The 21,412-nt window shown below is 71.0% G+C and carries 18 protein-coding genes and 7 pseudogenes; 13 read left to right on the top strand and 12 right to left on the bottom strand.

Going from position 1 to position 21,412, the window contains the following annotated elements; all coding sequences use genetic code 11:
• Positions 1 to 82: 82 nt before the first annotated feature.
• Positions 83 to 793 carry an IS5 family transposase gene (locus ACIQ8B_RS32230; RefSeq protein ID WP_403551774.1) on the top strand — a complete coding sequence of 237 codons (711 nt, stop codon included), beginning with the start codon at positions 83 to 85 and terminating at the stop codon, positions 791 to 793.
• On the opposite strand, the gene ACIQ8B_RS32225 is transcribed toward ACIQ8B_RS32230, so the two are convergent.
• Complete coding sequence (locus ACIQ8B_RS32225; RefSeq protein WP_403551772.1) at positions 768 to 1,238, bottom strand: hypothetical protein; 471 nt, start codon at positions 1,236 to 1,238, stop codon at positions 768 to 770. The two genes, ACIQ8B_RS32230 and ACIQ8B_RS32225, sit on opposite strands and share 26 nt — an antisense overlap.
• 175 nt (positions 1,239 to 1,413) lie before the next feature.
• Between ACIQ8B_RS32225 and ACIQ8B_RS32220 the strand changes: the two genes are divergently transcribed.
• Together ACIQ8B_RS32220 and ACIQ8B_RS32215 are read left to right on the top strand one after the other, a co-directional pair.
• On the top strand, positions 1,414 to 1,785 hold the full coding sequence (locus tag ACIQ8B_RS32220; RefSeq protein ID WP_403551769.1) for a hypothetical protein: 372 nt from the start codon (positions 1,414 to 1,416) through the stop codon (positions 1,783 to 1,785).
• 380 nt (positions 1,786 to 2,165) lie between these two features.
• Positions 2,166 to 2,258 (top strand): annotated as a pseudogene (locus ACIQ8B_RS32215) (SAM-dependent methyltransferase); the annotation flags it as partial.
• A gap of 24 nt (positions 2,259 to 2,282) precedes the next feature.
• On the opposite strand, the gene ACIQ8B_RS32210 reads toward ACIQ8B_RS32215, so the two are convergent.
• Together ACIQ8B_RS32210 and ACIQ8B_RS32205 are read right to left on the bottom strand one after the other, a co-directional pair.
• Positions 2,283 to 4,499 (bottom strand): MMPL family transporter, encoded by a 2,217-nt coding sequence (locus ACIQ8B_RS32210; RefSeq protein ID WP_403551767.1) that lies wholly within the window; start codon positions 4,497 to 4,499, stop codon positions 2,283 to 2,285.
• A 241-nt stretch (positions 4,500 to 4,740) separates the two neighbouring features.
• Positions 4,741 to 5,898 carry a histidine kinase gene (locus tag ACIQ8B_RS32205; protein WP_403551765.1) on the bottom strand — a complete coding sequence of 386 codons (1,158 nt, stop codon included), beginning with the start codon at positions 5,896 to 5,898 and terminating at the stop codon, positions 4,741 to 4,743.
• Positions 5,899 to 6,069: 171 nt separating this feature from the next.
• Here ACIQ8B_RS32205 and ACIQ8B_RS32200 point away from each other — a divergent pair, with 171 nt between their 5' ends.
• The 8 genes and pseudogenes from ACIQ8B_RS32200 (at position 6,070) to ACIQ8B_RS32165 (ending at position 11,325) form a co-directional block, all read left to right on the top strand.
• Positions 6,070 to 6,714 (top strand): LuxR C-terminal-related transcriptional regulator, encoded by a 645-nt coding sequence (locus ACIQ8B_RS32200; RefSeq protein WP_403551763.1) that lies wholly within the window; start codon positions 6,070 to 6,072, stop codon positions 6,712 to 6,714.
• Positions 6,715 to 6,968: 254 nt separating this feature from the next.
• Positions 6,969 to 7,688, top strand: coding sequence for an IS6 family transposase (locus ACIQ8B_RS32195; RefSeq protein ID WP_403551761.1), 720 nt, complete (start codon positions 6,969 to 6,971; stop codon positions 7,686 to 7,688).
• Positions 7,689 to 7,753: 65 nt separating this feature from the next.
• Positions 7,754 to 8,059, top strand: a complete 306-nt coding sequence (locus ACIQ8B_RS32190; protein WP_106416668.1) for a transposase — start codon at positions 7,754 to 7,756, stop codon at positions 8,057 to 8,059.
• Positions 8,060 to 8,383: 324 nt separating this feature from the next.
• Positions 8,384 to 8,617 carry a hypothetical protein gene (locus ACIQ8B_RS32185; protein ID WP_403551759.1) on the top strand — a complete coding sequence of 78 codons (234 nt, stop codon included), beginning with the start codon at positions 8,384 to 8,386 and terminating at the stop codon, positions 8,615 to 8,617.
• Positions 8,618 to 8,848: 231 nt separating this feature from the next.
• Complete coding sequence (locus ACIQ8B_RS32180; protein ID WP_403551757.1) at positions 8,849 to 9,910, top strand: IS630 family transposase; 1,062 nt, start codon at positions 8,849 to 8,851, stop codon at positions 9,908 to 9,910.
• 31 nt (positions 9,911 to 9,941) lie between these two features.
• A complete protein-coding gene (locus tag ACIQ8B_RS32175) occupies positions 9,942 to 10,448 on the top strand; it encodes a hypothetical protein (protein WP_403551755.1) in 507 nt (168 codons plus the stop codon).
• 304 nt (positions 10,449 to 10,752) lie between these two features.
• Positions 10,753 to 10,938 (top strand): hypothetical protein, encoded by a 186-nt coding sequence (locus tag ACIQ8B_RS32170; RefSeq protein ID WP_365423876.1) that lies wholly within the window; start codon positions 10,753 to 10,755, stop codon positions 10,936 to 10,938.
• A pseudogene (locus ACIQ8B_RS32165) lies at positions 10,935 to 11,325 on the top strand (DUF6415 family natural product biosynthesis protein). Before ACIQ8B_RS32170 ends, ACIQ8B_RS32165 begins: the two are co-directional and overlap by 4 nt.
• 128 nt (positions 11,326 to 11,453) lie before the next feature.
• Here the strand turns inward: ACIQ8B_RS32165 and ACIQ8B_RS32160 are convergent.
• Entirely contained in the window at positions 11,454 to 11,678 is a 225-nt protein-coding gene (locus tag ACIQ8B_RS32160; protein WP_403551752.1) for a hypothetical protein, read from the bottom strand.
• Between ACIQ8B_RS32160 and ACIQ8B_RS32155 the strand changes: the two are divergent.
• Positions 11,675 to 12,735 (top strand): annotated as a pseudogene (locus tag ACIQ8B_RS32155) (IS701 family transposase); the annotation flags it as partial. The gene ACIQ8B_RS32160 and the pseudogene ACIQ8B_RS32155 sit on opposite strands and share 4 nt — an antisense overlap.
• 161 nt (positions 12,736 to 12,896) lie before the next feature.
• Here ACIQ8B_RS32155 and ACIQ8B_RS32150 read toward each other — a convergent pair.
• From ACIQ8B_RS32150 to ACIQ8B_RS32115, 8 genes and pseudogenes are all read right to left on the bottom strand, one after another.
• On the bottom strand, positions 12,897 to 15,428 hold the full coding sequence (locus ACIQ8B_RS32150; RefSeq protein WP_403551750.1) for an FtsX-like permease family protein: 2,532 nt from the start codon (positions 15,426 to 15,428) through the stop codon (positions 12,897 to 12,899).
• Positions 15,425 to 16,252: an ABC transporter ATP-binding protein gene (locus tag ACIQ8B_RS32145; protein ID WP_403551748.1), complete on the bottom strand. Its 828-nt coding sequence runs from the start codon at positions 16,250 to 16,252 to the stop codon at positions 15,425 to 15,427. Before ACIQ8B_RS32145 ends, ACIQ8B_RS32150 begins: the two co-directional genes overlap by 4 nt.
• 123 nt (positions 16,253 to 16,375) lie before the next feature.
• On the bottom strand, positions 16,376 to 17,050 hold the full coding sequence (locus ACIQ8B_RS32140) for a response regulator transcription factor (RefSeq protein ID WP_106416037.1): 675 nt from the start codon (positions 17,048 to 17,050) through the stop codon (positions 16,376 to 16,378).
• 12 nt (positions 17,051 to 17,062) lie between these two features.
• Positions 17,063 to 18,295, bottom strand: coding sequence for a sensor histidine kinase (locus tag ACIQ8B_RS32135; protein ID WP_403551745.1), 1,233 nt, complete (start codon positions 18,293 to 18,295; stop codon positions 17,063 to 17,065).
• Positions 18,296 to 18,352: 57 nt separating this feature from the next.
• Positions 18,353 to 19,031: pseudogene (locus tag ACIQ8B_RS32130) on the bottom strand (fatty acid desaturase).
• 388 nt (positions 19,032 to 19,419) lie between these two features.
• A pseudogene (locus tag ACIQ8B_RS32125) lies at positions 19,420 to 19,716 on the bottom strand (transposase); the annotation flags it as partial.
• Between the two features lie 70 nt (positions 19,717 to 19,786).
• Complete coding sequence (locus tag ACIQ8B_RS32120; protein ID WP_403551743.1) at positions 19,787 to 20,185, bottom strand: hypothetical protein; 399 nt, start codon at positions 20,183 to 20,185, stop codon at positions 19,787 to 19,789.
• A pseudogene (locus tag ACIQ8B_RS32115) lies at positions 20,182 to 20,766 on the bottom strand (transposase); the annotation flags it as partial. The gene ACIQ8B_RS32120 and the pseudogene ACIQ8B_RS32115, both read right to left, overlap by 4 nt.
• A 20-nt stretch (positions 20,767 to 20,786) precedes the next feature.
• Between ACIQ8B_RS32115 and ACIQ8B_RS32110 the strand changes: the two are divergent.
• Positions 20,787 to 21,319, top strand: a pseudogene (locus tag ACIQ8B_RS32110) (winged helix-turn-helix domain-containing protein).
• The last annotated feature ends 93 nt before the right edge of the window (positions 21,320 to 21,412 follow it).

The following is a 21,412-nucleotide window of genomic DNA, read 5'->3' as shown; positions in this document are numbered from 1 at the left end:
CGATCCCCTGGATAGCAGAGGCCCTGCCACATCTCACGAACCCCTTGACATTGCCATCGGGGCCTTAACTTCGCGGCATTGGATGATCGATGCGATCCGCTATCTGGTGGACAACGGGATCAAGTGGCGGGCGATGCCGGCCGACTTCCCACCGTGGGAGCGGGTCTACGCCTTCTTCCGCCGCTGGCGCGAGCGCGGCCTGGTCGCCGAGTTCCACGACCGGCTGCAGCGCCGGACCCGCCACAGCGAGGGCCGGGACGCGGAGCCGACCGCGGCGATCATCGACTCGCAGTCGGTCAAGGCGGCCGCGTCCGTCCCAGCCGCCTCCCGGGGCTTCGATGCCGGCAAGCAGATCAACGGCCGCAAGCGGCACGTGATCGTGGACACCCTCGGCCTGCTGCTGATGGTGCTGGTCACCCCGGCCGACGTCACCGACCGGGACGCCGCCTGCGGGATGCTGCCCCGCCTGCTCGCCCGCCACCGCAGGGTCCGGCTCGCCTGGGTCGACGGCGGCTACGCGGGCCGCCTGGTGAACTGGGCCAGGACCACCCTCCGCCTGGCCCTGGACGTCGTCCGGCGCAGCGACGACACGCAAGGCTTCACCGTGCTGCCCCGGCGCTGGTGCGTGGAACGCACCCTGAGCTGGCTGATGCGCACCCGCCGTCTGGCCCGCGACTACGAAACCCGCACAACCAGCAGCGAAGCCATCGTGCAGTGGTCGATGGCCATGCTCATGAGCCGCCGTCTGGCCCGCCGTGCCGGCCCGCTCACCGAGCCGGGTGCCGCAGGGTGAACAGGCCCGGCCGCTCCTCGGCCAGCCAGCCCCGCGCCACCAGCCGCTTCGCCCTCACCCGGACTCCCTCGACCTTCGCGGGCACCAACTCCAGCCCCAACCGGACCGCCAGATCCTTCGCCCGCACCCCCTCCCGGCCCGGCTCCCCCTCCAGCACGGCCAGCAGCCGCCGGTACTCCGGCGCAAGGACCCCCGCCGTGACACCCTCACACCAGTGAGGAACCACCGACCCGGCCACCGGCTCCTTCACCGGGGTCGGCACCGGCTCCGGCCGGACCGGCTCCTCCACCACAGCGCCCGCGGCCAGAGCCTCGGCCAGTTCCGCCAACGCCACCACCCGACGCTCCAGCACCGCCTCCGCCTCCCGCAGCTCGGCCTGCAGGTCCTCCACCCGCTGCCGAGCAGCACGCTCCCGCTCCTCCAGCAGCCCCATCACCGACGGCACCCGACACCTCCACCGAGAAGACGACACGACGTGTCATCACTGCCGTCGAGGCATCAGCTCCATGCCTGACCAGCGGAAACAAGACGACCAGGCTCGGAAAGACAACAGCTACTCAGTGCTGTGATCTCGGCGGTGGGGCGGCAACCATCCGGCCGCGCTCGATCGTCCTCCGGGCATGACACACCCGAGCCTCGAGCCGCCCTCGACGCCGCCGTCGTGGCCGCACTGTGGCTACGGCACCACCGCGGAGGATCCGGTCGGCTGCCGCGGCATCCACGTCCCCGGCCACACCGCATGTCTCGCCCACCTGGACGAGGCCGACCGCGACGCCTACCTGGCTGGCCTGGCTCCCGGAGCCGACATCGACCACCGCGACACCATCTTCACCGAAGACCTACTGATCCGGCTCCTCGGCGCCCTGCGCGACCCCGCCACCGGACACCCCCGCCTCGGTACCGCCGAGTTCGATGTCGACACCACGCAGCCCAGGAGACAGAGACTGATCGGCGTGGACGTGGTCGCCTCCGCACCATCGCCCGCCCCGTAGGCACATGTCCGCTCTGCGGCGGCGGGCGCTAAGGGGCGGCCGCGGAGAATCCCTTCGGCCGCGGCGGGGGACTGTAAAACGTTCGGCTCTGTCTCACATTCGGTGGTGACGGAGCGTAAGAGCCGAGCGGCGCTGCTTGCAGAGAGTACGGCCGGCGCCCTGACCTCGATGGTTCGAAGGGATGGCAGTGCCCCGAGGTCGCTGGACCTGTCGCGCCATACTCTCGCGGACAGATACCGGGCCGGTCAGCCAGTACCGGAAAACGACCGCCACGGTCCGCTGACCTGCGGACTTTCGTCTATGACCTGCCCGGCATGACTGTCGCTGTCCGTCACCACCGGAAGTGAGACAGAGCCGAACGTTTTACAGTCCCGTGCGCCCTGCTGCACTTCCCGCCGGACGCGGATGACCCCTGGGCCATCGTCCACCGTCTGGTCGACGCCCTGGCCCCGGGCAGCTACGTCGTCATCAGCCACGCCACCGGCGGCCCCCGCGGACTACCGGCGGCCGGCCACGGCTTCCCGGACCTCCGCGGTGGGGGGAGTGCCGCGGAGGTGAGCCAGCGCCGCCCCCTCCACGTCGATGTTGGGCAGGAGCCGGTCGAACCGGCGCGGCAGGCTCCACGCCCGACCGCCCAGCAGGGCGAGCACGGCGGGGACGAGCGCCATGCGGACGACGAAGGCGTCGAAGAGCACCGCGACCGCCAGCCCGAACCCGAGCATCTTGATCAAGTGGTCCTCGGCACCGATGAAGCCGGAGAACACCGCCGTCATGATCAGCGCGGCGGCGGTGACCACCCGGGCGCTGGAGCGGAAGCCGGAGACCACCGCCTGACCGGGCCGGTCGCCGTGGACGTAGGCCTCGCGGATCCGGGAGACGAGGAAGACCTCGTAGTCCATCGCCAGACCGAACAGGATGCCCACCAGGAAGATCGGCATCATGCTCATGAGAGGACCGGTGTGTTCCACGCCTAGCAGCGCGGCGCCGTGGCCTTCCTGGAAGACCAGGACGACGGCTCCCAGAGCCGCGAGGACGGAGAGCAGATAGCCCAGGGCGGCCTTGAGGGGCACCAGGAAGGACCGGAGGACCAGCAGGAGGAGCACGACCGCCAGGCCGACCACGACCGCCAGGTACGGCACAAGCGCGGACCGGATCCGCTCCGCGATGTCGATGTCCACCGCGGTGGAGCCGGTGACCTCGAAGTCCACCCCCTTACCCGCCCGCGCCTCGACGCCGGGGCGCTCGTCGCGGATGGTATTGACCAGTTCGATCGTCTCGGCCTCGGAGGGGCCGGTGGAGGGGACTGCGGAGAACACCGCGGTGTCGCCGCTCTCGTCGAACCGGGCGGGGGACACGGAGACGATCCCGTCGGTGGCGCCGATCTCCCCCCTGATCACCGACACGGCGCGCTCGGGAGCCGCGGCACCTTTCGTGTCCACGACGATGGTCAGCGGCCCGTTGAACCCTGGACCGAAGCCCTGCGCGAGCGCGTCGTACGCGCGGCGCTCGGTGCTGGTGACGGGCTTGGCCTCGTCGCCCGGCATGCCGAGCTGGAGGCCCGCCACCGGAAGGGCGAGCGCGCCCAGTGCCGCGGTGCCCAGCAGCAACACGGGCAGCGGGCGGTGGATCACCAGACGTGCCCAGCGGCTGCCGCCGTTGTCCCGCGCGGCGGTGCGACCGCTCCTCTTCCCCGTGCGGATCGCGCGGGCAAGTACGGCGTTGGGCCAGAACCCGAGCAGGGCCGGAAGCAGGGTCAGGCAGACCAGGACGGAGATCAGGACGGCGCCGGCGGCGCTCAGGCCCATCTTGGTGAGCAGCGGGATGTTCACGACGGACAGACCGGCCAGGGCGATGACGACGGTCAGACCGGCGAAGACGACAGCGGAGCCGGCGGTTCCGGCGGCGAGTCCGGCGGCCTCGTGGGGAGCGTGCCCGGCGGCCCGTTCCTCACGGTAGCGGGAGACGACGAACAGGGCGTAGTCGATGCCGCAGGCCAGGCCGAGCATCGTGGCGAGCGTGCCGGTCGTGCCGGACAGGCCGAAGACGTCGGCCAGCGAGAGAATCGCGGCCATGCTGACACCGACGCCCAGGAAGGCGGTCAGTATCGGCAGTCCGGCCGCGGCCATGGACCCGAAGGTGACCAGCAGGACCACCGCGGCCACGGCGATGCCCACGGCTTCCGCCTCCTCGCCCGAAGAGGGCTCGGTGGCCAGGGCGTTCCCGCCGATCTCGACGACCAGGCCCGTGTCCCGTGCCTGCTCGGCGGCGTCCGCCACGCGTTCCTTGCTCGCCTCGCCGAGATCGGCCGCCCGGTCCCGGAAGGTGACGGTGGCGTAGGCCGTCCTGCCGTCCTCGCTGACCGCCCCGGCCCGGAAGGGGCCGACCGCGGAGGCGACCCGGTCTCCGTCCGCGATCTCGTCCACCGCACGCTCGACGGCGGACCTGTTCCCGGCGTCCGTGACCTTCTCCCCCGTGGGGGCGACGAAGACGATCCGCGCCACCGCCCCGCGGGTCGAGGCGTTCGGGAAGCGCTCCTCCAGCAGATCGGACGCCTTCTGTGACTCGACGCCGGGCATGACGAAGCCGTCGTCCCGGGGAGCGGGCGCGGTGGCGCCCGCGAAAACGGCGGAGCCCAGGACCGCCACCCACAACAGGGTGACCGTCCAGCGCCTGCGGAAGGCCGTACGGCCCACGCGGTAAAGAAGAGTTGCCATGACGGGGAAAGCCTCCACAACGGTGGTGCGAAACGACAGGGGAGCGGGGCGTCCTCGTCCGCCCCGGCGAACATCCGGAGGGACCGCCCCCGCGCTCTCCACGATCCCGTTCCCTGCGCACCGCGACGAGGGAGTGCTCTCCCCGATCGGTGGTGTAGCGGGCTACACCGGCCGGACCACGGCGCCCGGCCGTCGCGGCACGTCGCGGACGGACAGGGATCCGGCCGCTCACCGCACGTGCTCACCACACACAGGGAAGGTCCACGACCACCACGGTCGGTCCTCCCGGAGGACTCGTCACCACGACCGTGCCGTCCAGCGCGGCCACCCGGCGGCGGATGCCGAGCAGCCCGGTGCCGCCGGCCTCGTCGGCACCGCCCGAACCTTCGTCCTCGACGACCGCTCGCAGCCCGGTGCGCAGGCGCTCCAGCCGTACCGTCGCCCGTTCGGACCCGCTGTGCTTGGCCACATTGGTGAGCGCTTCGGCCACCGCGAAGTAGGCTGCCGCCTCCACCGCGGCCGGAGCCCGCCCGCCGCTCTCCACCGCCCCATCCACCCGTACGGTCACGTCCAGTCCGCTGCCGGCCGCCAGCGCCTGTACAGCGCCGACCAGACCGCGGTCGGTGAGGACGGGCGGATGGATACCCCGGACCACGTGCCGCAGCGCGGCCAACGCCTCCTCCACGTGGTCGTGGGCATCGTCCAGCAGCGCGCGTACGGCGGCCGGATCATGGTCACAAGCGCGCTTGGCGAGTCCGATCCGCATGGACAGCGTGACCAACTGCGCCTGCACGCCATCGTGCAGGTCGCGTTCGATGCGGCGCAGCTCGGCGCCGTGCGCGGCGGTCGCGGCCGCCCGCGTCTCGGCCAGCTCCTCGACGCGGGCGGCGAGCAGCGCCTCCGGAGAGGGCCTGAGCAGCGCCTGCGACCAGCGGGCGTCCAGGTCGGCCAGTCGGCCGATCAGCGGCAGTACCACGGCCTTCCGGCGCAGCACACCGCTCCACACGCCGTCGACGACCGCAGCGAGCGGCCACAGCGGCACCGCGAGCGCGGACAGCAGCAGGCCGTAACCGGAGTGCGCGGCCATCCATCGCAGGTCGCGCCGGGTGCCGGGATCCCCGAGCACACCGCGCAGCCGCTCACGCAGCCCGGCGGGGACCGGCCGGTACGCCTCCGGGATCCTCCGGCCCGTCCGGGCGGCCGTCTGAACCCGCTTGGCCCCGGCGACGCGACGGACCATCAGCACCGTCTCGGGCAGCAACCACAGCCCGAATCCGGCGAGGGAGCCCAGCACCGCGACCACCAGCATGACGCCGAGGAAGTCCACACCGACGGCCAGTGCCCCCGTCACCGCCAGATACCTGGTGGCCGTGGCGGCCTCGCCCATCGCTTTCCGCATGGCGCCCAGCCTAGGCGGGGCGGCCCGCCTCCCGAGGTGGAGCCCGCTCCCTGGAGGGGGTGTAGCGGGCTCCACCCCCTCCGGGCCGGCCGCCCGGGTCCAGGTAGTCTCCTGCCCCTGCGTTCCGACCCCATGTCCCGCCCGGGACGCCGTGACTGTGCTGGAGCCGCCGTGCGCGTGGTGATCGCCGAGGACAACGCCCTGCTCCGGGAAGGACTGGTGCTGTTGCTGGCCTCGGCCGGGCACGAGGTGACGGCCGTCGCCGGTGCCGGGCCGGAAATTCTGCCGATGCTGCTGGAACACCGCCCTGATGTGGCCGTGCTCGACGTGCGGATGCCGCCGGGCTTCCGCGACGAGGGACTGCGGGCCGCCCTGCGGGCCCGGGCCGAGATCCCCGGACTGCCGGTGCTGGTGCTCTCGCAGTACGTGGAGGGGACCTACGCCGCCGAACTGCTGGGCGGCGGCGCCACCGGGGTCGGCTATCTGCTGAAGGATCGGGTGGGCCGCGTGGACGAGTTCCTGGAGGCGCTGGAACGCGTCGCGGACGGCGGCACGGCCCTGGACCCGGAAGTGGTCGACGAACTGCTGACGCGGCGGCGCGGCTCGCCGCTGGACTCCCTGACCCCCCGTGAGAAGGAGGTGCTGAAGCTCATGGCCGAGGGACACGACAACACCACCATCGCGAAGACGCTCGTCGTTACGGAGCGCTCGGTCAGCAAGCACATCGGCAACGTCTTCCTGAAACTCGGTCTGCCGCAGAGCGACAGCGGCCACCGCCGGGTCCTGGCGGTGCTGGCCTATCTGAACAACCGGTAGACGCGGCCGCCGGGTGGCGAGCGCCTCTCGTCACCGTGTGCGTCGCGAACGGTCGGTCCGGCCCGGACGGACCGCGCCGACCGCCGTCAGCGGTTACCTGGCGTGGAAACCGTAGACGTGGTAGGTGTCGGCGCCGGTGAAGGGGGCCGACGTGTGGGGCGGGAGCACTTCGAGGGCCCATCCCGGGCGTTGTCACGTTGGCTGACCGGCCTGGGATGATTTTGGAGTTGGCTGTGCCGGGGAGGGGTTCGCTCGTGTCGTCCGCGTCGCCGTCGTACAAGGGGCACCGGTACCCGGTCGAGGTGATCGCGCACTGCGTGTGGCTGTACTTCCGTTTCCCGCTCAGCTTCCGCGAGGTCGAGGAGCTGATGCTCGAGCGCGGCGTGCTCGTCTCCCACGAGACGGTCCGGCGCTGGTGCGCGAAGTTCGGGCAGACCTACGCCAACGGCCTGCGCCGCCGCCAGCCCCGGCCGGGCGACAAGTGGCACCTGGACGAGGTCTTCGTGAGGATCAACGGTGAGCTGAAGTACCTGTGGCGGGCCGTGGACGCCGACGGCACCGTCCTGGACATCCTCGTGCAGAACCGCCGGGACAAGGTTACGGCCAGGCGCTTCTTCCGCCGCCTGATGAAGAAGACCCGCACGGTGCCCCGGGTGATCATCACCGACAGGCTCCGCTCCTACGACGCCGCCCACCGCGAGGTCATGCCCTCCGTCGAGCACCGGCAGTCGAAGTACCTCAACAACCGGGTGGAGAACAGCCACCAGCCCACCCGCCAGCGTGAACGCGCCATGAAGGGCTTCCGCAGCGTCGGTACCGCCCAGCGGTTCTTGTCCGCGTTCAGCGGTATCTCACCCCACTTCCGGCCCCGCCGCCACCTGATGACCGCCCCCGGATACCGCGCCGAGATGACCATCCGCTTCGCGATCTGGGATCAGGTCACCGGCGCTGCCCACCTGCCCACCACGGCCTGAGCGCAGGTCCGGACCGCCGGCCACCACGTCCCGACGCCCCATCAGACAGTCACGCACCCAACAACGTGACAACGCCCCTCCAGGCCACCAACCGCACCGACCAGCAGGACCCCCGCTGGAAGCGGCTCTACGCCACCCGGTCCAGCATCGAAGGAACCATCTGCGAACTCGTCAACGCCCACCGAGCCCACCGCAGCCGCTACCACGGCCACCGAAAGACCCACATCCAACACGTTCTGACCGGCATCGCCATCAACATCGAACGCCTCGCCTCACGAGCACATCACCGCCCCAGAGGTCTCACGGCGTTCCAGCTCTACCCCGACTCGCGCGACCTGACCTGGGAATGCTGGTGGCGACAAGGCAAATGAGCTCAATCCTCAAGATTCCCGACAGAGTCGCTCAGGATATGCGTACGGGCGCTTACAGTGCGCGACCATCGGGGAGCGGGTCGCGTTCCGGGCCGCGCGATGCGCGCCGACTCGCGGCGCGTCAACTCGTGGCGCGCCGAGGGGAATTGCAGGATCTTCAGGTTGTTGGTGTGTTAATGTGATCACGTCGAGGCGATAAATGTGCGACTTTGATGGAGGGTGCGCCCGAGGGTATGTGTGGACCAACACCTTTTGACGGCGTCCTGCGGGGTCGGACCACTCGCACTCAACCTTCTGGGAATCACATGTGTGAAATGGGGAAAATTGAAGTCTTCTCGCTTTCGTAAGATCACCGCTGCGGCCGGTGTCACCGCGGCTGCCGTGATGATGTCCATCGCCGGTACATCGAGCGCGTCGGCCGTGGTCATTCACAAGGAAGAAATCCTCACCGCCGAGGTGTGCGTCATCCGTGGCAACGGAATGGTCGCCAATGGGACCGCCATCGGGTTCACCTGCAACCCGAAGCGCGAGCCGGTCTGGGTTCTGACCTGGTGGTAGGGCGCGTCGGAAGCGGGCTGTCCGTCCGGCAGGGAAGAATCAGGGGGCGCGCCTGACGCGGCTGCATTTCCTTCAGCCGTGGTGAACGGTCCATCGACTCGGTCGGTGGACCGTTTCACTGAGCCTCCGCCAACCTGAAGACGCAGGCAGAAGGGCTGGTGTGACCGGTTCGCGGAGTGCTCGCGCTGGTATTGATCCGAAACGGTTCGGGTTCTGGGTCGTTGGTGGTGTGTGAGCGATCTGGTGGGGGACGCGCGGTATCTGTCGCCGTCGGCGCGGGAGGCCCTGCGGTTGCGGGCAGTGGCCGCGTTGGTGGCGGGGCGGGACCGTGAGGACGTCGCGGCGGTGTTCGGGGTGTCGCTGAAGGCGGTGGACGGCTGGTGGGCGAAGTGGCAGGCCGGTGGCCGGGAGTCGTTGGTCGTGCGGCCGCGGGGCAAGCCGGTGGGTGTGCATCAGGTGCTGGGCGAGGCCGAGCAGGCCGCCGTGCGGCAGGCCGTCCTGGATCATCGGCCCTGTGACGTGGGGCTGAGCGGGCAGTTGTGGACGCGGCGGCTGGTGGGTGAGCTGATCGCGAAGCTGTACCGGGTGCGGCTGACCGAGCCGGGGGTGGGCAAGTACCTCAAGCGGTGGGGACTGTCGTTCCAGCGGCCGGACAAGCGGGCCGTCGAGCAGGACCCGCAGGCTGTCCGGCGCTGGCACGAGGAGACCTGGCCGAAGATCCGTGCGCGGGCGAAGAAGGACGGCGGCGAGATCCTCTTCGCCGACCAGGTCGGCATCCGCTCCGACCAGGTCACCGGCCGTACCTGGGGTGAGAAGGGCGGGACGCCCGTGGTGCGGCGGAGCGGGAACCGGTTCTCGGTGAACGCCATGTCGGCGATCAGCACCAGGGGCCGGATGCACTTCATGGTCTTCGCCGAGCACTTCACCGCCGAGGTGATGTGCCGCTTCCTGGACCGGCTCGCCGGCCACTTCGACCACAAGGTCCATCTCGTGGTCGACGGGCACTCCGCCCACCGCTCCAGGAAGGTTCGCGCCTGGCTCGCCGCCCACCCCGACGACGTCGAGCTGCACTTCTTGCCGCCGTACTCGCCCGAGCTCAACCCTGATGAACTGGTCAACGCCGACCTCAAGCACAGCTTGCCCAAGCAGCACCGGGCCCGCGATCAAACCGAACTCGCCGCCGAGACGCGCCGATTCTTCCGCAGACGCCAGCGGCAACCGCACATCGTCCGCGGCTACTTCGGCGGCCCCACCGTCCGTTACACCCTGGACGAGAACCCTATGAGTTTCTGATCAATACACCTGGATCACTGAAGCATCGGTCGTGAAGAATGCCGTCACCGCGTTCGAGGTGTACCTGGAGAAGGCGTTGCAGGAAGCCCTCGGCTCGTCCCTCACCATGGACGGCAAGAAGCACACCATCACGCTGGCCTCCCCGCCGAAGTTCGAGTCGCCGGGTTGGAAGACCCTGGTCACCGCGCACAAGATACTCGGAACCGAGGTCGAGACCGACGAAGTGACATGGGCCAGGGAGCTGCGGCATCTGCTGACGCACCAGAACGGCGAGCTGCGCAGCGAGGATGCACTGGCGCGGTTCCGGGACCTGGACGCGGAGCGCGGCCAGGGCGAGACCGACCGAGCGCACATTGGAGGCAAAGTTCCCCTCGGTGCTCCGCGCGTGCTGAAGATCCTCGACTCTCTCGCTGCAGTGATCCGAATGGCCGATGCTCCAGCTTGGGCCATGTGCTGGTCCCTCACTGGCCGTGAACGCTGGTCGGAGGTCATGACAGAGCTATACATACAGAAGTGCATCGTCATCGAACCTGTCTGAGCGGACGGTGCAAGGCCCGGTGACCGGCTTCTGGTCGCGTAACGAGCTGACAGCCTTCTCTGAAGGCGCTGTCAGCACTGCACATGACGGGCCCGGACTCGACGAGGATAGGGGGTATGGGACGAGTTTCTCGACGACGTGCAGAACGCCGCAATGCACCGCGAGCACGCCCCGAGACTGGCACCAACCACGGTGCCGTGGTGCTGGAGCGGTATCTCATCCGTCCGGCAACCTCCGACGACGACGCTGAGACGGTGCGCGCGCTTTTGGGACCGGTGGACTTCATGGAACGGAGGCGGTGCCCATGAGCGCACCCACACCCGCCGGACCCGCACCCGAAGGACGCGGCCTGAAGCCCTCCGCCTTCGGCCGGCCTTCCCCGGCCCTGCTGGCCCGAGCCGACCGCGGCTACGCCCGCTTCCTCGCCCAGGCGGCCCCGGACGACCGCACCGACGACCACGACCAGGACGACGCGGCGAGGCGTCGGTGAGCGACACCTACACCGTGCTCCACGACCCCCACGGCCTGGTCGACGCCGAACTGCCGCTGGACCGAGCCCCGTACGAAGCGCTCGTCACCACCGTCCTCGCGTGGCAGGACCCGAACCTTCACGCCCCGCGACTACGAGCAGTTCGCCCTCCAGCTCACCGGGCACGCCCGCGCCCTCGCCGCCGACGTCCAACGCCACGCCGCCGCCCTGCCGAAGAACGACGGCCGCGGCGCTCTCGCCGACGTCATTCTCCGCGAAGCCGCCGGCCGCCTCTCCCCACCGATCCAGGGCACCGCCCGCTGCGCCCAGAACCGCGCCCGGCTCGTACGGGCCCTGTACGAACGCCTGGACCGCCTGGCGGCCGCGCCCGTCGACCGGGCCGTCTGAACGGCCGCGCACCCGGGCGCGACCACGGACCCCGGGTGCGCGGCGCAGCAACCAGGGCGAGCCGCTGGCGGGCGCCGTCGTCACGCGGCATCGTCAGGCGGGGAAATCGGCGGGCGCGGCCGTACCCCCTACGAATGGCCCTCGGTCAGCTGGCTGGCGGTGTTCTCGATCCACAGCAACGCCCACTCGACTCCAGCACGCCATCCGGGGTCTGCGCTGTCGTACCGGCCTTCCGCGTCGGCTCGGATGCTAGCCGCGAGGGTGCGCAGGTCCTTCTGCAGTCCCTGACGCCGGGCGGTGTCCATGGCCTGGATCATCTCGTCAGTGATGTCACCGGGTCGGAGTACGCTCATCGCCCCACGGTCTGCAGCACCTGCTCAGCCGGGCTCGCTGGAGTCCTGACGAGGTGCGTGATGACCTGCAGAATTTCGTGGCCGAGAGACTCGGCGGCCCGGATGGTGTGCTGATCGTCGATGACACCGGCTTTTTGAAGAAGGGCACGGTCTCGGTCGGAGTGCAACGCCAGTACTCGGGGACTGCCGGCCGCACGGAGAACTGTCAGATAGGGGTCTTCGCCGCCTACGCCTCCTCGCGCGGACGGGCTCTGGTGGACCGGGAGTTGTATCTGCCGAAGTCCTGGACGGGCGACCGGGACCGCTGCCGGGCGGCGAAGATACCCGAGGACCGTGATTTCGCGACCAAGGGCGACCTGGCCAAGGACATGATCCAGCGGGCCCTGGCGTCGCCGCTGCCGATCGCCTGGGTGACCGCGGACTCGGCCTATGGCCAGGAATGGCGGCTGCGGCGGATGCTGGAGGAAGCCGGTGTCGGCTACGTCCTGGCCGTGCCGAAGTCCCAGCACACGCTCGCGGGCCGCATCGACTTCGCGATAGCCCAGGCGCCGGACGACGCCTGGGAACGCCACTCGTGCGGGAACGGCGCGAAGGGACCCCGCGTCTACGACTGGGCCGCGGCGAAGCTGCCCTCCGTCCCGGACTTCGACGGCGAGAACCCCACCCACGACCGGTGGGTACTGGCCCGCCGCAGCCTGACCCGCCCCAGGAGATCGCCTACTACCTCGCCTACGCGCCAGCCGGCACCGCCGTTGCCGAACTCGTCCGCGTCGCCGGCAGCCGGTGGGCGATCGAGGAGTGCTTCCAGGCCGCGAAGAACGAGTGCGGCCTGGACGAGTACGAGGTCCGCCGCTATCCAGGCTGGTACCGGCACATCACCCTGGCCATGCTCGCTCACACCTTCCTCGCCGCCATGGCCGCCGCAGCCGGGACCGAAAAGGGGGCAGCAGAAACGGTTCCGGCGCCCTCACGACCCTCACCGTGGCGGAAGTCCGGCGGCTCCTGGCAGCTCACTGCCCGTCGCCGCCTCAGCGCCGACGCATCGAACGCGCACTGAAGTGGTCACACTGGCGACGTCGCCACCAGGCAACCGCCCAACGGTGCCACTGCAAGCGCCGCTGTAGAGGTTACGAACTTCCGCCACCCGGTCTCACGACAGGTCAGTAGACTCGGTTTGACGCCCCTGACCAGCAGGAATAGCGAAGTGCGGCTGGAGTACTAGGACCAGCGGTGCAGCGCGGCCCGGGCCGGCAGTGTGACCGCCAGCAGGGCCAGGCCGCCGGTGGCGACCGCGAAGCATCCATACGCCAGCGGAGGCACGTACGGCATGTCACCGGTCACGCCGCTCATCATCGGGATCAGCGTGGCCGCGGCGATCGCGGAGCCGAGGACCAGGCCCACCACGGCGACCAGCAGGCCCTCCCAGCGGAGCATCGTCATCACCTGACGCCGGGTGGAGCCGACGAGGCGCAGCATGCCCAGCTCGCGGCGGCGGTCCAGGACCGTCATCACCAGGGTGTTGACCGCGGCGACGGCGGCGAACCCGCCGAGGACCGCGGCCATGGTGTTGTTCATCCAGGCGCCCAGCTTCGCGTCGCGGTTCTGCTCGGTGGCGTAGCCGGAGGCATCGGTGACCTCGCCCAGGGCGGTGAGCGACTTCTCCGAGCCGCCCCGTACCAGGAGCGTGCTGTCGAAGCCCGAGGTGACGTGCCCGGCCAGGGACGCCCGGTCCATGGTCACCGTGGCCAGGCCGAGGCCGCGGTCGTAGACCGCGACGATCTCGGGGCTGACCTCCGTCCCGTCGGGGAGGTAGAGCGGGAGCCGGTCGCCGACACCGGCGTCCGCCGAGGTCGCCAGGTTCTTGCCGATGGCGATACGCCCCTCGCCGAGCCGGTCGAGGCTGCCGTCGCGTACGTCCAGGTCCTGCACCTTCGCCAGCTCGGCGCCAGAGCCGGTGACGCCCTGGGTGGCCGCGCCCTGGAGCGACTTGAACTCGCCGGAGCCGGTCGGCACCAGCACCTGCGTGTTCAGCAGCCCGACGGCCGCCTCCACGCCCGGCGCGCGGGCGGCGCGTGCCGCCGCGTCCACCGGGAGCCCGGCCGGGTCCGTCACCACGTGGTCCGCGGTGATGCCCGCGCGCAGCTGCTTGTCGGCGGCGTGGGTCTCGCTCGTGTGCATGAACACGAGGGTCGAGGAGAAGGCCACGGCGAGCACGATCGGGGTGATCGCGGAGGCGAGGCGGCGGGCGTTGGTACGGGAGTTGACGGCCGCGAGCTCGGCGGACGGGCCCGCGCCGCGCAGCGGGAGGCCGAACAGGCCGGCGCACAGCCGTGCCACCAGCGGGCCGAGCAGCCCGACGGCGAGCATGAAGAGCATGACGACGCCGAGGGCGGCGCCGGCCGCGTCGTCCCCGGCGGAGCGGGCGGACACGCCGGTGAGGATCGTGCCTCCGACGAGGGCGCCGACGCCGAGGAGGGTACGGACCAGACCGGGCCGCAGCCGCTCCACCGACGCGTCCGACAGCGCCTGTCCGGGCTTGATCTTCGCGGGCCGGCGCCCGGCCGTCCAGCCTGCGCCGAGCGCGGTGAGCAGCCCCATGACGACGGCGGCGAGCAGCGGAAGCCCGGAGACGTGCAGGTCCACGGCGCGCGGGATGGTGCCCCGGTCCTGGAGCTGCCCGAACCACCAGTGGGCGAGCCCGATGCCGGGCAGGCAGCCGATGATCCCGGCGAGCGGCGCGACGAGCAGTGCTTCGGAGGCGACCGCGCGGCGGACCTGCCGCGGGGTGGCGCCGACGGCGCGCAGCAGGGCGAACTCGCGGGCCCGCTGACCGACCGAGAGCGCGACGGTTCCGGCGGCCGTGAAGACCGCGACGATGGCGGCGATGCCGCCGAAGGAGCCGCCGATTCCGAAGAGCATCACCTTGGCGTATCCGAGGCCCGGGTCCTCGACGGCACCGCGGTCGTCGCCGGTGTGGACCTGGACGCCGGAGCCGGCCAGGGCCTGCTTCACGGCGCCGGCGAGGGCGTCGGCGTCGGTGCCGTCCTCCGCCAGCACGATGACGGCGTCGGCCTTGCCGGGATGCCCGGCGAGCACGGGGGCCTGGGTGTCGGCGAACCAGGTCAGGGCGCCCGCGTCGCCGGAGTCGCGGGCGGTCTCCGCGGGGCCGGCCTCGGCGACGCCAGCGACGCGGAAGTCCTGCCGGCCGGCGGCGGTCTCCAGTACGACGGTGTCGCCGACCGCGGCGTGCGCGGCGCGGGCCGTTCCCGCGTCGAGGACGACTTCCCCCTCGCGGGGTGCGGAGCCGGTGGTCAGCGAGGTGCCGGTGAAGGTGTGCGAGCCCCATCCGTGCGCGGTGAGCACACCTCCCGGAACATTCAGTGCACGGGCGCCGGCGTCCGTCGCGCGCACCGGGAAGGTGAAGTCCGCGACGGCGGTGGCCGCACCCGGCGCCCCGGCGGCCTTCACAGCCAGCCCGGCGTCCATCCGTGCCGTGTCCGGCAGGGGCGTCGCCTCCTTCTCGCGGTCCTCGCCGCTGCCGGTGACGACGTACTTGTTCTGGTCCGCCGCCGCGACGACCGGCGCGTTCGCGTACCGTTCCGGCGGCACGGAGGCGCGCAGGCTGGTCTCGAGCAGGATTCCGCAGGCCGAGACGATCAGTGCGGACATCAGCAGCGCGAGGAAGGTCCCCGCGAAGGACGCGGGCTTGAAGCGGACGGCCTCACGGGCGAGTCCGTTGGGGCGCCTCATGCCGCCACCCCCGCCATCGCACCGGAGCGGGAGGTGCGCGAGGTGAGCACGGCCATCCGTGCCGCGATCTGCTCCGCCGAACCGCGCTCGAGGTGGTCGGCGAAGGCGCCGTCGGCGAGGAACAGCACACGGTCGGCCCAGGCGGCCGCGGCCGGGTCGTGGGTGACCATGACAACGGTGGCGCCCAGAGCGTCCACCGCGTTGCGCAGCAGGCCGAGGACCTCGGCGGCGGTGCCGGTGTCGAGTGCGCCGGTGGGTTCGTCCGCGAAGATCACGTCGGGGCTGGTGACCAGGGCGCGGGCGACGGCCACGCGTTGCTGCTGACCGCCGGAGAGCTCTCCGGGCCGGCGCTTCGCCTTGTCGGCGAGTCCGACCCGGGCGAGCACCGCGGCCGCCCGGCGCCGGTCCTGGCGCTGCCCGGCCAGGCGTATAGGCAGCAGCACGTTCTGCTCCACGGTCAGCGACGGCAGCAGGTTGAACGCCTGGAAGACGAAGCCGAGGCGGCTGCGGCGCAGCTCGGTGAGCTCGTTCTCACTCATGCCGGTGATCTCCGTGCCGCCGAGGCGCACGGATCCCGCCGACGGCCGGTCGAGCCCGGCAGCGCACTGCAGGAAGGTGGACTTGCCTGACCCGGACGGGCCCATGACCGCGGTGAACGTGCCGCGCGGCAGGGCGAGGTCGATGCCCGCGAGGGCGTGCACCGTGCCCGCCCCGTGGCCGTACTGCCGCCGGACGTCGCGCAGTTCGACGGCGAGACCGGGCGTGGCGGCCGGGGCCTTGGGCCGGTTGTCCGCCTTCTGCCGCTTGCCCCTGCGTAGCTTCATGTCCCGTCTCCCTCTCATGTGCACTTTCTGTGACGGGTGAAGAGTGCGGGGACGGCTGAGCGCCGGGCGTCATACCGGGGAGCCAATGTGGGGGTGCTACCGCGGTAGGGGGCGGGGGTGGTCCTACTCGCCCGGAGCGACCAGCCCCGACTCGTAGGCGAAGACCACCGCCTGGGCGCGGTCGCGCAGGTCAAGCTTGGTCAGGACGCGGCTGACGTGCGTCTTCACCGTCTGCTCAGCCAGCACCAGCGTCTGCGCGATCTCCCCGTTCGACTGCCCGCGGGCCACCAGCGTGAGGACCTCGGTCTCGCGTTCCGTCAGGCCTTTGAGCCGCAGCGCGGGCTTGCCCCGGACGGCGGGACGCTGCTTGGCGAAGTCCGCGATGAGGCGGCGCGTCACGGAAGGGGCGAGCAGCGCGTCGCCCGAGGCCACGACGCGGACCGCCGCGATGAGGTCGGCCGGCGGCGCATCCTTGAGGAGGAAGCCGCTCGCGCCCGCCCGGAGCGCCTCGTAGACGTAGTCGTCGACGTCGAAGGTGGTGAGCATCAGGACGCGCGGCCGGTGTGCCACACCGGGTGCCGGCTCCAGGAGGCGGCGTGCGGCCTCCAGCCCGTCCATCTCGGGCATCCGCACGTCCATCAGCACGACGTCCGGGTGGGTACGCCGGCTCAGCTCGACGCCCTGCGCGCCGTCGGGGGCCTCGCCCACCACGTCGATGTCGCTCTGGGCGGCCAGCAGGGCGGCGAAGCCGGCCCGCACCATGGCCTGGTCGTCGACGATGATGACGCGCGTCGTCATGTGAAGTCCTTTTCAGCCAAGGAAGTTCAGGGGAAGTTGGGCGGCGACCCGGAAGCCGCCGTCCGGTAGCGGCCCCGTGTCGAGGCTGCCGCCGACGAGCCGCACCCGCTCGCGCATGCCGACGAGGCCGTGCCCGGTGTCGCCCACCTCGAGCGGCCCGTCGGGTGGCTGGGGCGGCGGTCCGTTGACGACCAGGACGGTGAGCCGCGCACCGTCCTGCGGATCGGACTCCGTCACCGACAGCGACACCTGCGTGCGGGCACCCGGCGCGTGCCGCACGACGTTCGAGAGAGCCTCCTGGACAATCCGGTACACGGACAGGCCGACCGCCTCGGGCACCTCGACGTCGCAGGGGGTGAACTCCACCGGCCCGCGGGCCCTCGCCGTCACTTCCACCAGCTGCCCGATCTGCGCCAGGCCCGGCTGGGGCACGAGCTCGCCGTGTGCCTCCTCATTGCGCAGCACGCCGAGGAGCCGTCGCATCTCGCCGAGCGACTCGCGCGCGGTCGCCGCGATGGACGTGAACTCCTCCCGCACGTCCGGCGGCAGCCTGTCGAGGCGGTACTCCGCGGTGTCCGCCTGCACCGTGATGACGGACATGTGGTGTGCCACCACGTCGTGCAGCTCGCGGGCGATCCGGGCGCGCTCCTCCAGCAGCGTCCGCCGGCCACGTTCGGCCTCGCTGATCGTCTCCTGCTCGACCAGCCTGCGCTGCACCTCGGACCGCTCGTGCAGCGCACCGCCCAGCAGGAGCGCGACGCCCCCGAGGATGGTGAACAGCAGGCCCATGGCGCCGAAGCCATGGGGCGCGACGAACCCCAGGGCCACGTTCGCGGTGGCCGTGGCCAGCCACACCAGCAGCAGTGTCCGGCGTCGCTCGCGCAGCCCCAGGGCGAGGCAGAGGCCGACGTACCCGACGATCTCCATGGGCGGGAACGGCCACAGCAGCCGCTCCTGGAAGTCGACGGTGAGCAGGGCGAGCGCCCCGGCGACGTCCGCGACGAAGACCACGTACCAGGCCTGCAGCGGCCGTACGACGGCGAGCAGCAGCGGCGCGGCCTGCGCGACGGCCAACCCGCCAGCGACGCCTCCGGTCAGGCCGTAGTCGGCGGTGAGGACCACGATGGTCGTGGGCAGCAGGGCGACGCACAGCACGAACGCCACGGCCCATGGCAGCAGCCGCACCCATCGCCGCGAGGCCCCCGCGAGCAGTGCGCGCGGGCGTTCCTCCTCCACTGAGGTCATGCGCACCAGCCTATGTGCGCCGCGACGGCGTCCGGAGTGGCGCAAGGCGTCGGCTCCTCAGATGTCGGCACGCAGCGGTTCTCCCACTTCGTACATGTGCCGCAGGGCTTGACGGCAGGAGTCGACGAGGTCGGTCTCCGCGTAGGGGATGCCGAGGTCACGGCAGCGTGCCTTCACCATGGACTGGGCGAGCCTCAGGTGCGGGCGGGGCATGCTGGGGAACAGGTGGTGCTCGATCTGGTAGTTGAGGCCCCAGAGGAACCAGCCGGTGAGGAAGCTGCCCCTGACGTTGCGGGACGTGAGGATCTGGAGCCGCAGGTGTTCCCAGCAGCAGGTTGCCGTGGATGAGCCCGATACGGCGGTTGGTGGCGCGGTTGCCGCTGATCTGGGCATGGCCCGCGTCGTGGCCGATGAACGCCGGGCGGGCACACAGGACGGCGAGGACGGAGGCCAGCGCGACGACCCACCAGGAGCCGCCGATGAGCGCCATGCCGGTGACGATGGCGGCAAGACCCAGTGCGTTGGTCGCGATGGTGTGCGCGTACCAGCCGGGGCGCCGGTCGAGCAGCCCCTGTCCCTTGACGTCACGCAGCAGCGGCGTGAACTCGCTGCCCGCGTCCGGTGGGGCTTGTCGCGCGGTGGCGTTCTCGGGGTGCGGCGGAGGCGAGCTTCGCCGTGTGCTGTCGGCACGCGTGGTCACTACAGCGGTGGTCGGCAACGTCCTGAAGCGGCGCATCCATCCGTCTCCCTCCGTCTCGTCCGTGGGAAGACGAGAAGGTAGAGACGCGGTGGGCGCCGGGGCGTCACACCAGGGAGCCAAGACGCGGTGATACCCGGGTAGGGGGTGGACCAGGTCCGGTCACTGCGCGGCACGGGCCGCACCGCCCCCGGTGGGCCGCCCCGCGAGCAAGGACCTTCCGAAACGACCACTCCCCCCTACGCCACGATCTCCCCCGCGGCCGCGACGGACCCCGGCGGAATACCCCCGCGTCGGCGGGGAGGACGCCGGGAGTGTTGCTCACGGCTGGGGGTGCTCCGGAACACCCCCGCGGACGCGGGGGGTGCCTCTATGTCTTTCGTCAAGGCGCCCCTGTCGGGGTTGGGGTGATTTGGTCTTGCTGGGGTCATGCGGCGAGTTCGACGTTCGCGGGCGTGCGGGGTTCGTAGAAGGTGCCGTCGCGGAGCATGGCGAACAGGACGCTGATGCGCTGGCGGGCGAGGCGGAGGAGGGCCTGGGTGTGGGTCTTGCCGCGGGCTCGCTGGCGGTCGTAGTAGGTGCGGGAGGCGGGATCGGCGTTCATGCAGGCGAAGGCGAACAGGAACATGGCGCGTTTGAGCTGGCGGTTTCCGCCTCGGGGTGCGTGTTCGCCGTGGATGGAGGTGCCCGAGGACTTCGTGGTCGGGGCGAGGCCGGCGTAAGTGGGCGGTTCGTAAGTTGATGTCCGTTTCCGGTTGAGGTTGCAGCGAGGTCGCTGGTGGGGGTTCCGTCGGCTATTGCTTCCTGGCGAAGTTGCCGGTGTCGGCCTCGGTGAGGATCCCAAGTTTGACCAGGCGTTTCAGCTTGGCACGGGTGCCTTCGACGTTCTTCGGCAGCAGTTCGTGGCCGAGGGCTTCGCAGACGTCCTTGGCCCGTAGCGGTCCGGTCGTCTGGTTGAAGGCGTCGAGGATTCGGGGGTAGTCCGGGTGCTCGGGCAGGTCCGGTGCGACGTCCGGGAGCCGGTCGGCGAGGCCGGTGACGGTCTTACGGGTGATCGCGAGGTGCTCGAGGTGGGTCTCGGCCTCCCGCAGCCGGGTCTGTAGGTCGTCGATCTGTGCGCGGAGGTCACCGGCCAGGGCCCGGGCGGCGTCTTCCTGGAGGCCCAGGGCGTCGAGCAGGGGCTGAAGGTTCACGCTGACACCGCCTGCGTCTCGCGCCAGGTGGGGGCGTTCGCGCCGGTGAGGCGTCGGGTCATGACGTGGGTCATCGCCCAGTAGACGCGGGAGGCGGACGAGGAGGGCTGGTGCTCGTAGTCGCGGACCAGGCGCCGGTGCAGTATCAGGATCCCGTAGGTCTGCTCGACCCTCCACCGCTTCGGCTGCGGCACGAACCCCTTGACCTACGGGTCGCGTGCGACGATCTCGACGTCGATACCCAGGCCGGCGCCGTGCGCGACGACCTGGTTCTTGAAGCCCTGGTCGGCCAGGGCTTTGCGGACGGCGCCGCCGGCGTGCTCGGCAACCTGGTCCAGCAGGACGATACCGGCCGCGTTGTCATGGGTGTTCGCGGCGAGGACGACGACCGCGATGACCAGGCCGAGGACATCCACGGCCAGGCCTCGCTTACGGCCGGGCACCCGCTTGGCCGCATCATGGCCGGTCGTGGAGGCGGGGACCCCGGCGGCCACGTGGACACTCTGGGTGTCCAGGACCACCAGGGTCGGGTCCTCTGCTGAGCTTGTCGGCGTGATGTCGCGAGGCTGACAAGTGACGATTGCCGCGGTATGCCGGAACTGTGAGGTATCCGCAAGGTGGCGGCCTGACCGCCGAGCGGCGGGCGTTTCGCGAACGCATCCGTATGGAGGCGGCCGAGATGTTCGCTGAAGGACAGGACAATGCGGCGGTGGCGAAGGAGCTGCGGGTCAGTGTGCGCTCGGTTCAGCGCTGGCGCCGTTCCTGGCAGGAAGGCGGCCGGCAGACGCTGCACTCCAAGGGATCGGCCGCCCGTCCCAAGCTGGACGAGGCCCTGTTCGCGGTTCTGGAGCAGGAGCTGGCCAAGGGGCCGGTCGCCCACGGCCGGACCAGACCTGGACCCTGGCCAGGATCAAGACGCTGATCGGGCGCCGGTTCCACCGGACCCTCGCGCTCTCGGCCATCGCGCGGATGCTCCGGCGTCACGGGTGGAGTCACCAGGTTCCGGCCCGACGGGCGATCGAGCGTGACGAGGACGCGGTCGCCGGCTGGGTGAAGGAGACCTGGCCCCGGGCAAAAGGGCCGCGGCGGCGCTCGGCGGCTGGATCGTCTTCGAGGACGAAGCCGGCTTCTTGATGACGCCGCCCACCTCCCGCACCTGGGCAAGGCGCGGGCACACGCCCGTGATCCGAGTGAGGGGACGTTCCCAGCGCCGGTTCTCGATCGCCG

It is taken from the genome of Streptomyces sp. NPDC096105 (genome assembly GCF_044763335.1).
Classification (GTDB): domain Bacteria; phylum Actinomycetota; class Actinomycetes; order Streptomycetales; family Streptomycetaceae; genus Streptomyces.
This window is presented reverse-complemented; position numbering and strand designations above follow the sequence as displayed.

What these genes read in the sequence shown, in the direction of transcription:
- ACIQ8B_RS32230 (WP_403551774.1), top strand. Translation starts at nt 83, where the DNA reads ATGATCGATGCGATCCGCTATCTGGTGGACAACGGGATCAAGTGGCGG.
- ACIQ8B_RS32220 (WP_403551769.1), top strand. Translation starts at nt 1,414, where the DNA reads ATGACACACCCGAGCCTCGAGCCGCCCTCGACGCCGCCGTCGTGGCCG.
- ACIQ8B_RS32210 (WP_403551767.1), bottom strand. Translation starts at nt 4,499, where the DNA reads ATGGCAACTCTTCTTTACCGCGTGGGCCGTACGGCCTTCCGCAGGCGC.
- ACIQ8B_RS32205 (WP_403551765.1), bottom strand. Translation starts at nt 5,898, where the DNA reads ATGCGGAAAGCGATGGGCGAGGCCGCCACGGCCACCAGGTATCTGGCG.
- ACIQ8B_RS32170 (WP_365423876.1), top strand. Translation starts at nt 10,753, where the DNA reads ATGAGCGCACCCACACCCGCCGGACCCGCACCCGAAGGACGCGGCCTG.
- ACIQ8B_RS32160 (WP_403551752.1), bottom strand. Translation starts at nt 11,678, where the DNA reads ATGAGCGTACTCCGACCCGGTGACATCACTGACGAGATGATCCAGGCC.
- ACIQ8B_RS32150 (WP_403551750.1), bottom strand. Translation starts at nt 15,428, where the DNA reads ATGAGGCGCCCCAACGGACTCGCCCGTGAGGCCGTCCGCTTCAAGCCC.
- ACIQ8B_RS32145 (WP_403551748.1), bottom strand. Translation starts at nt 16,252, where the DNA reads ATGAAGCTACGCAGGGGCAAGCGGCAGAAGGCGGACAACCGGCCCAAG.
- ACIQ8B_RS32140 (WP_106416037.1), bottom strand. Translation starts at nt 17,050, where the DNA reads ATGACGACGCGCGTCATCATCGTCGACGACCAGGCCATGGTGCGGGCC.
- ACIQ8B_RS32135 (WP_403551745.1), bottom strand. Translation starts at nt 18,295, where the DNA reads ATGACCTCAGTGGAGGAGGAACGCCCGCGCGCACTGCTCGCGGGGGCC.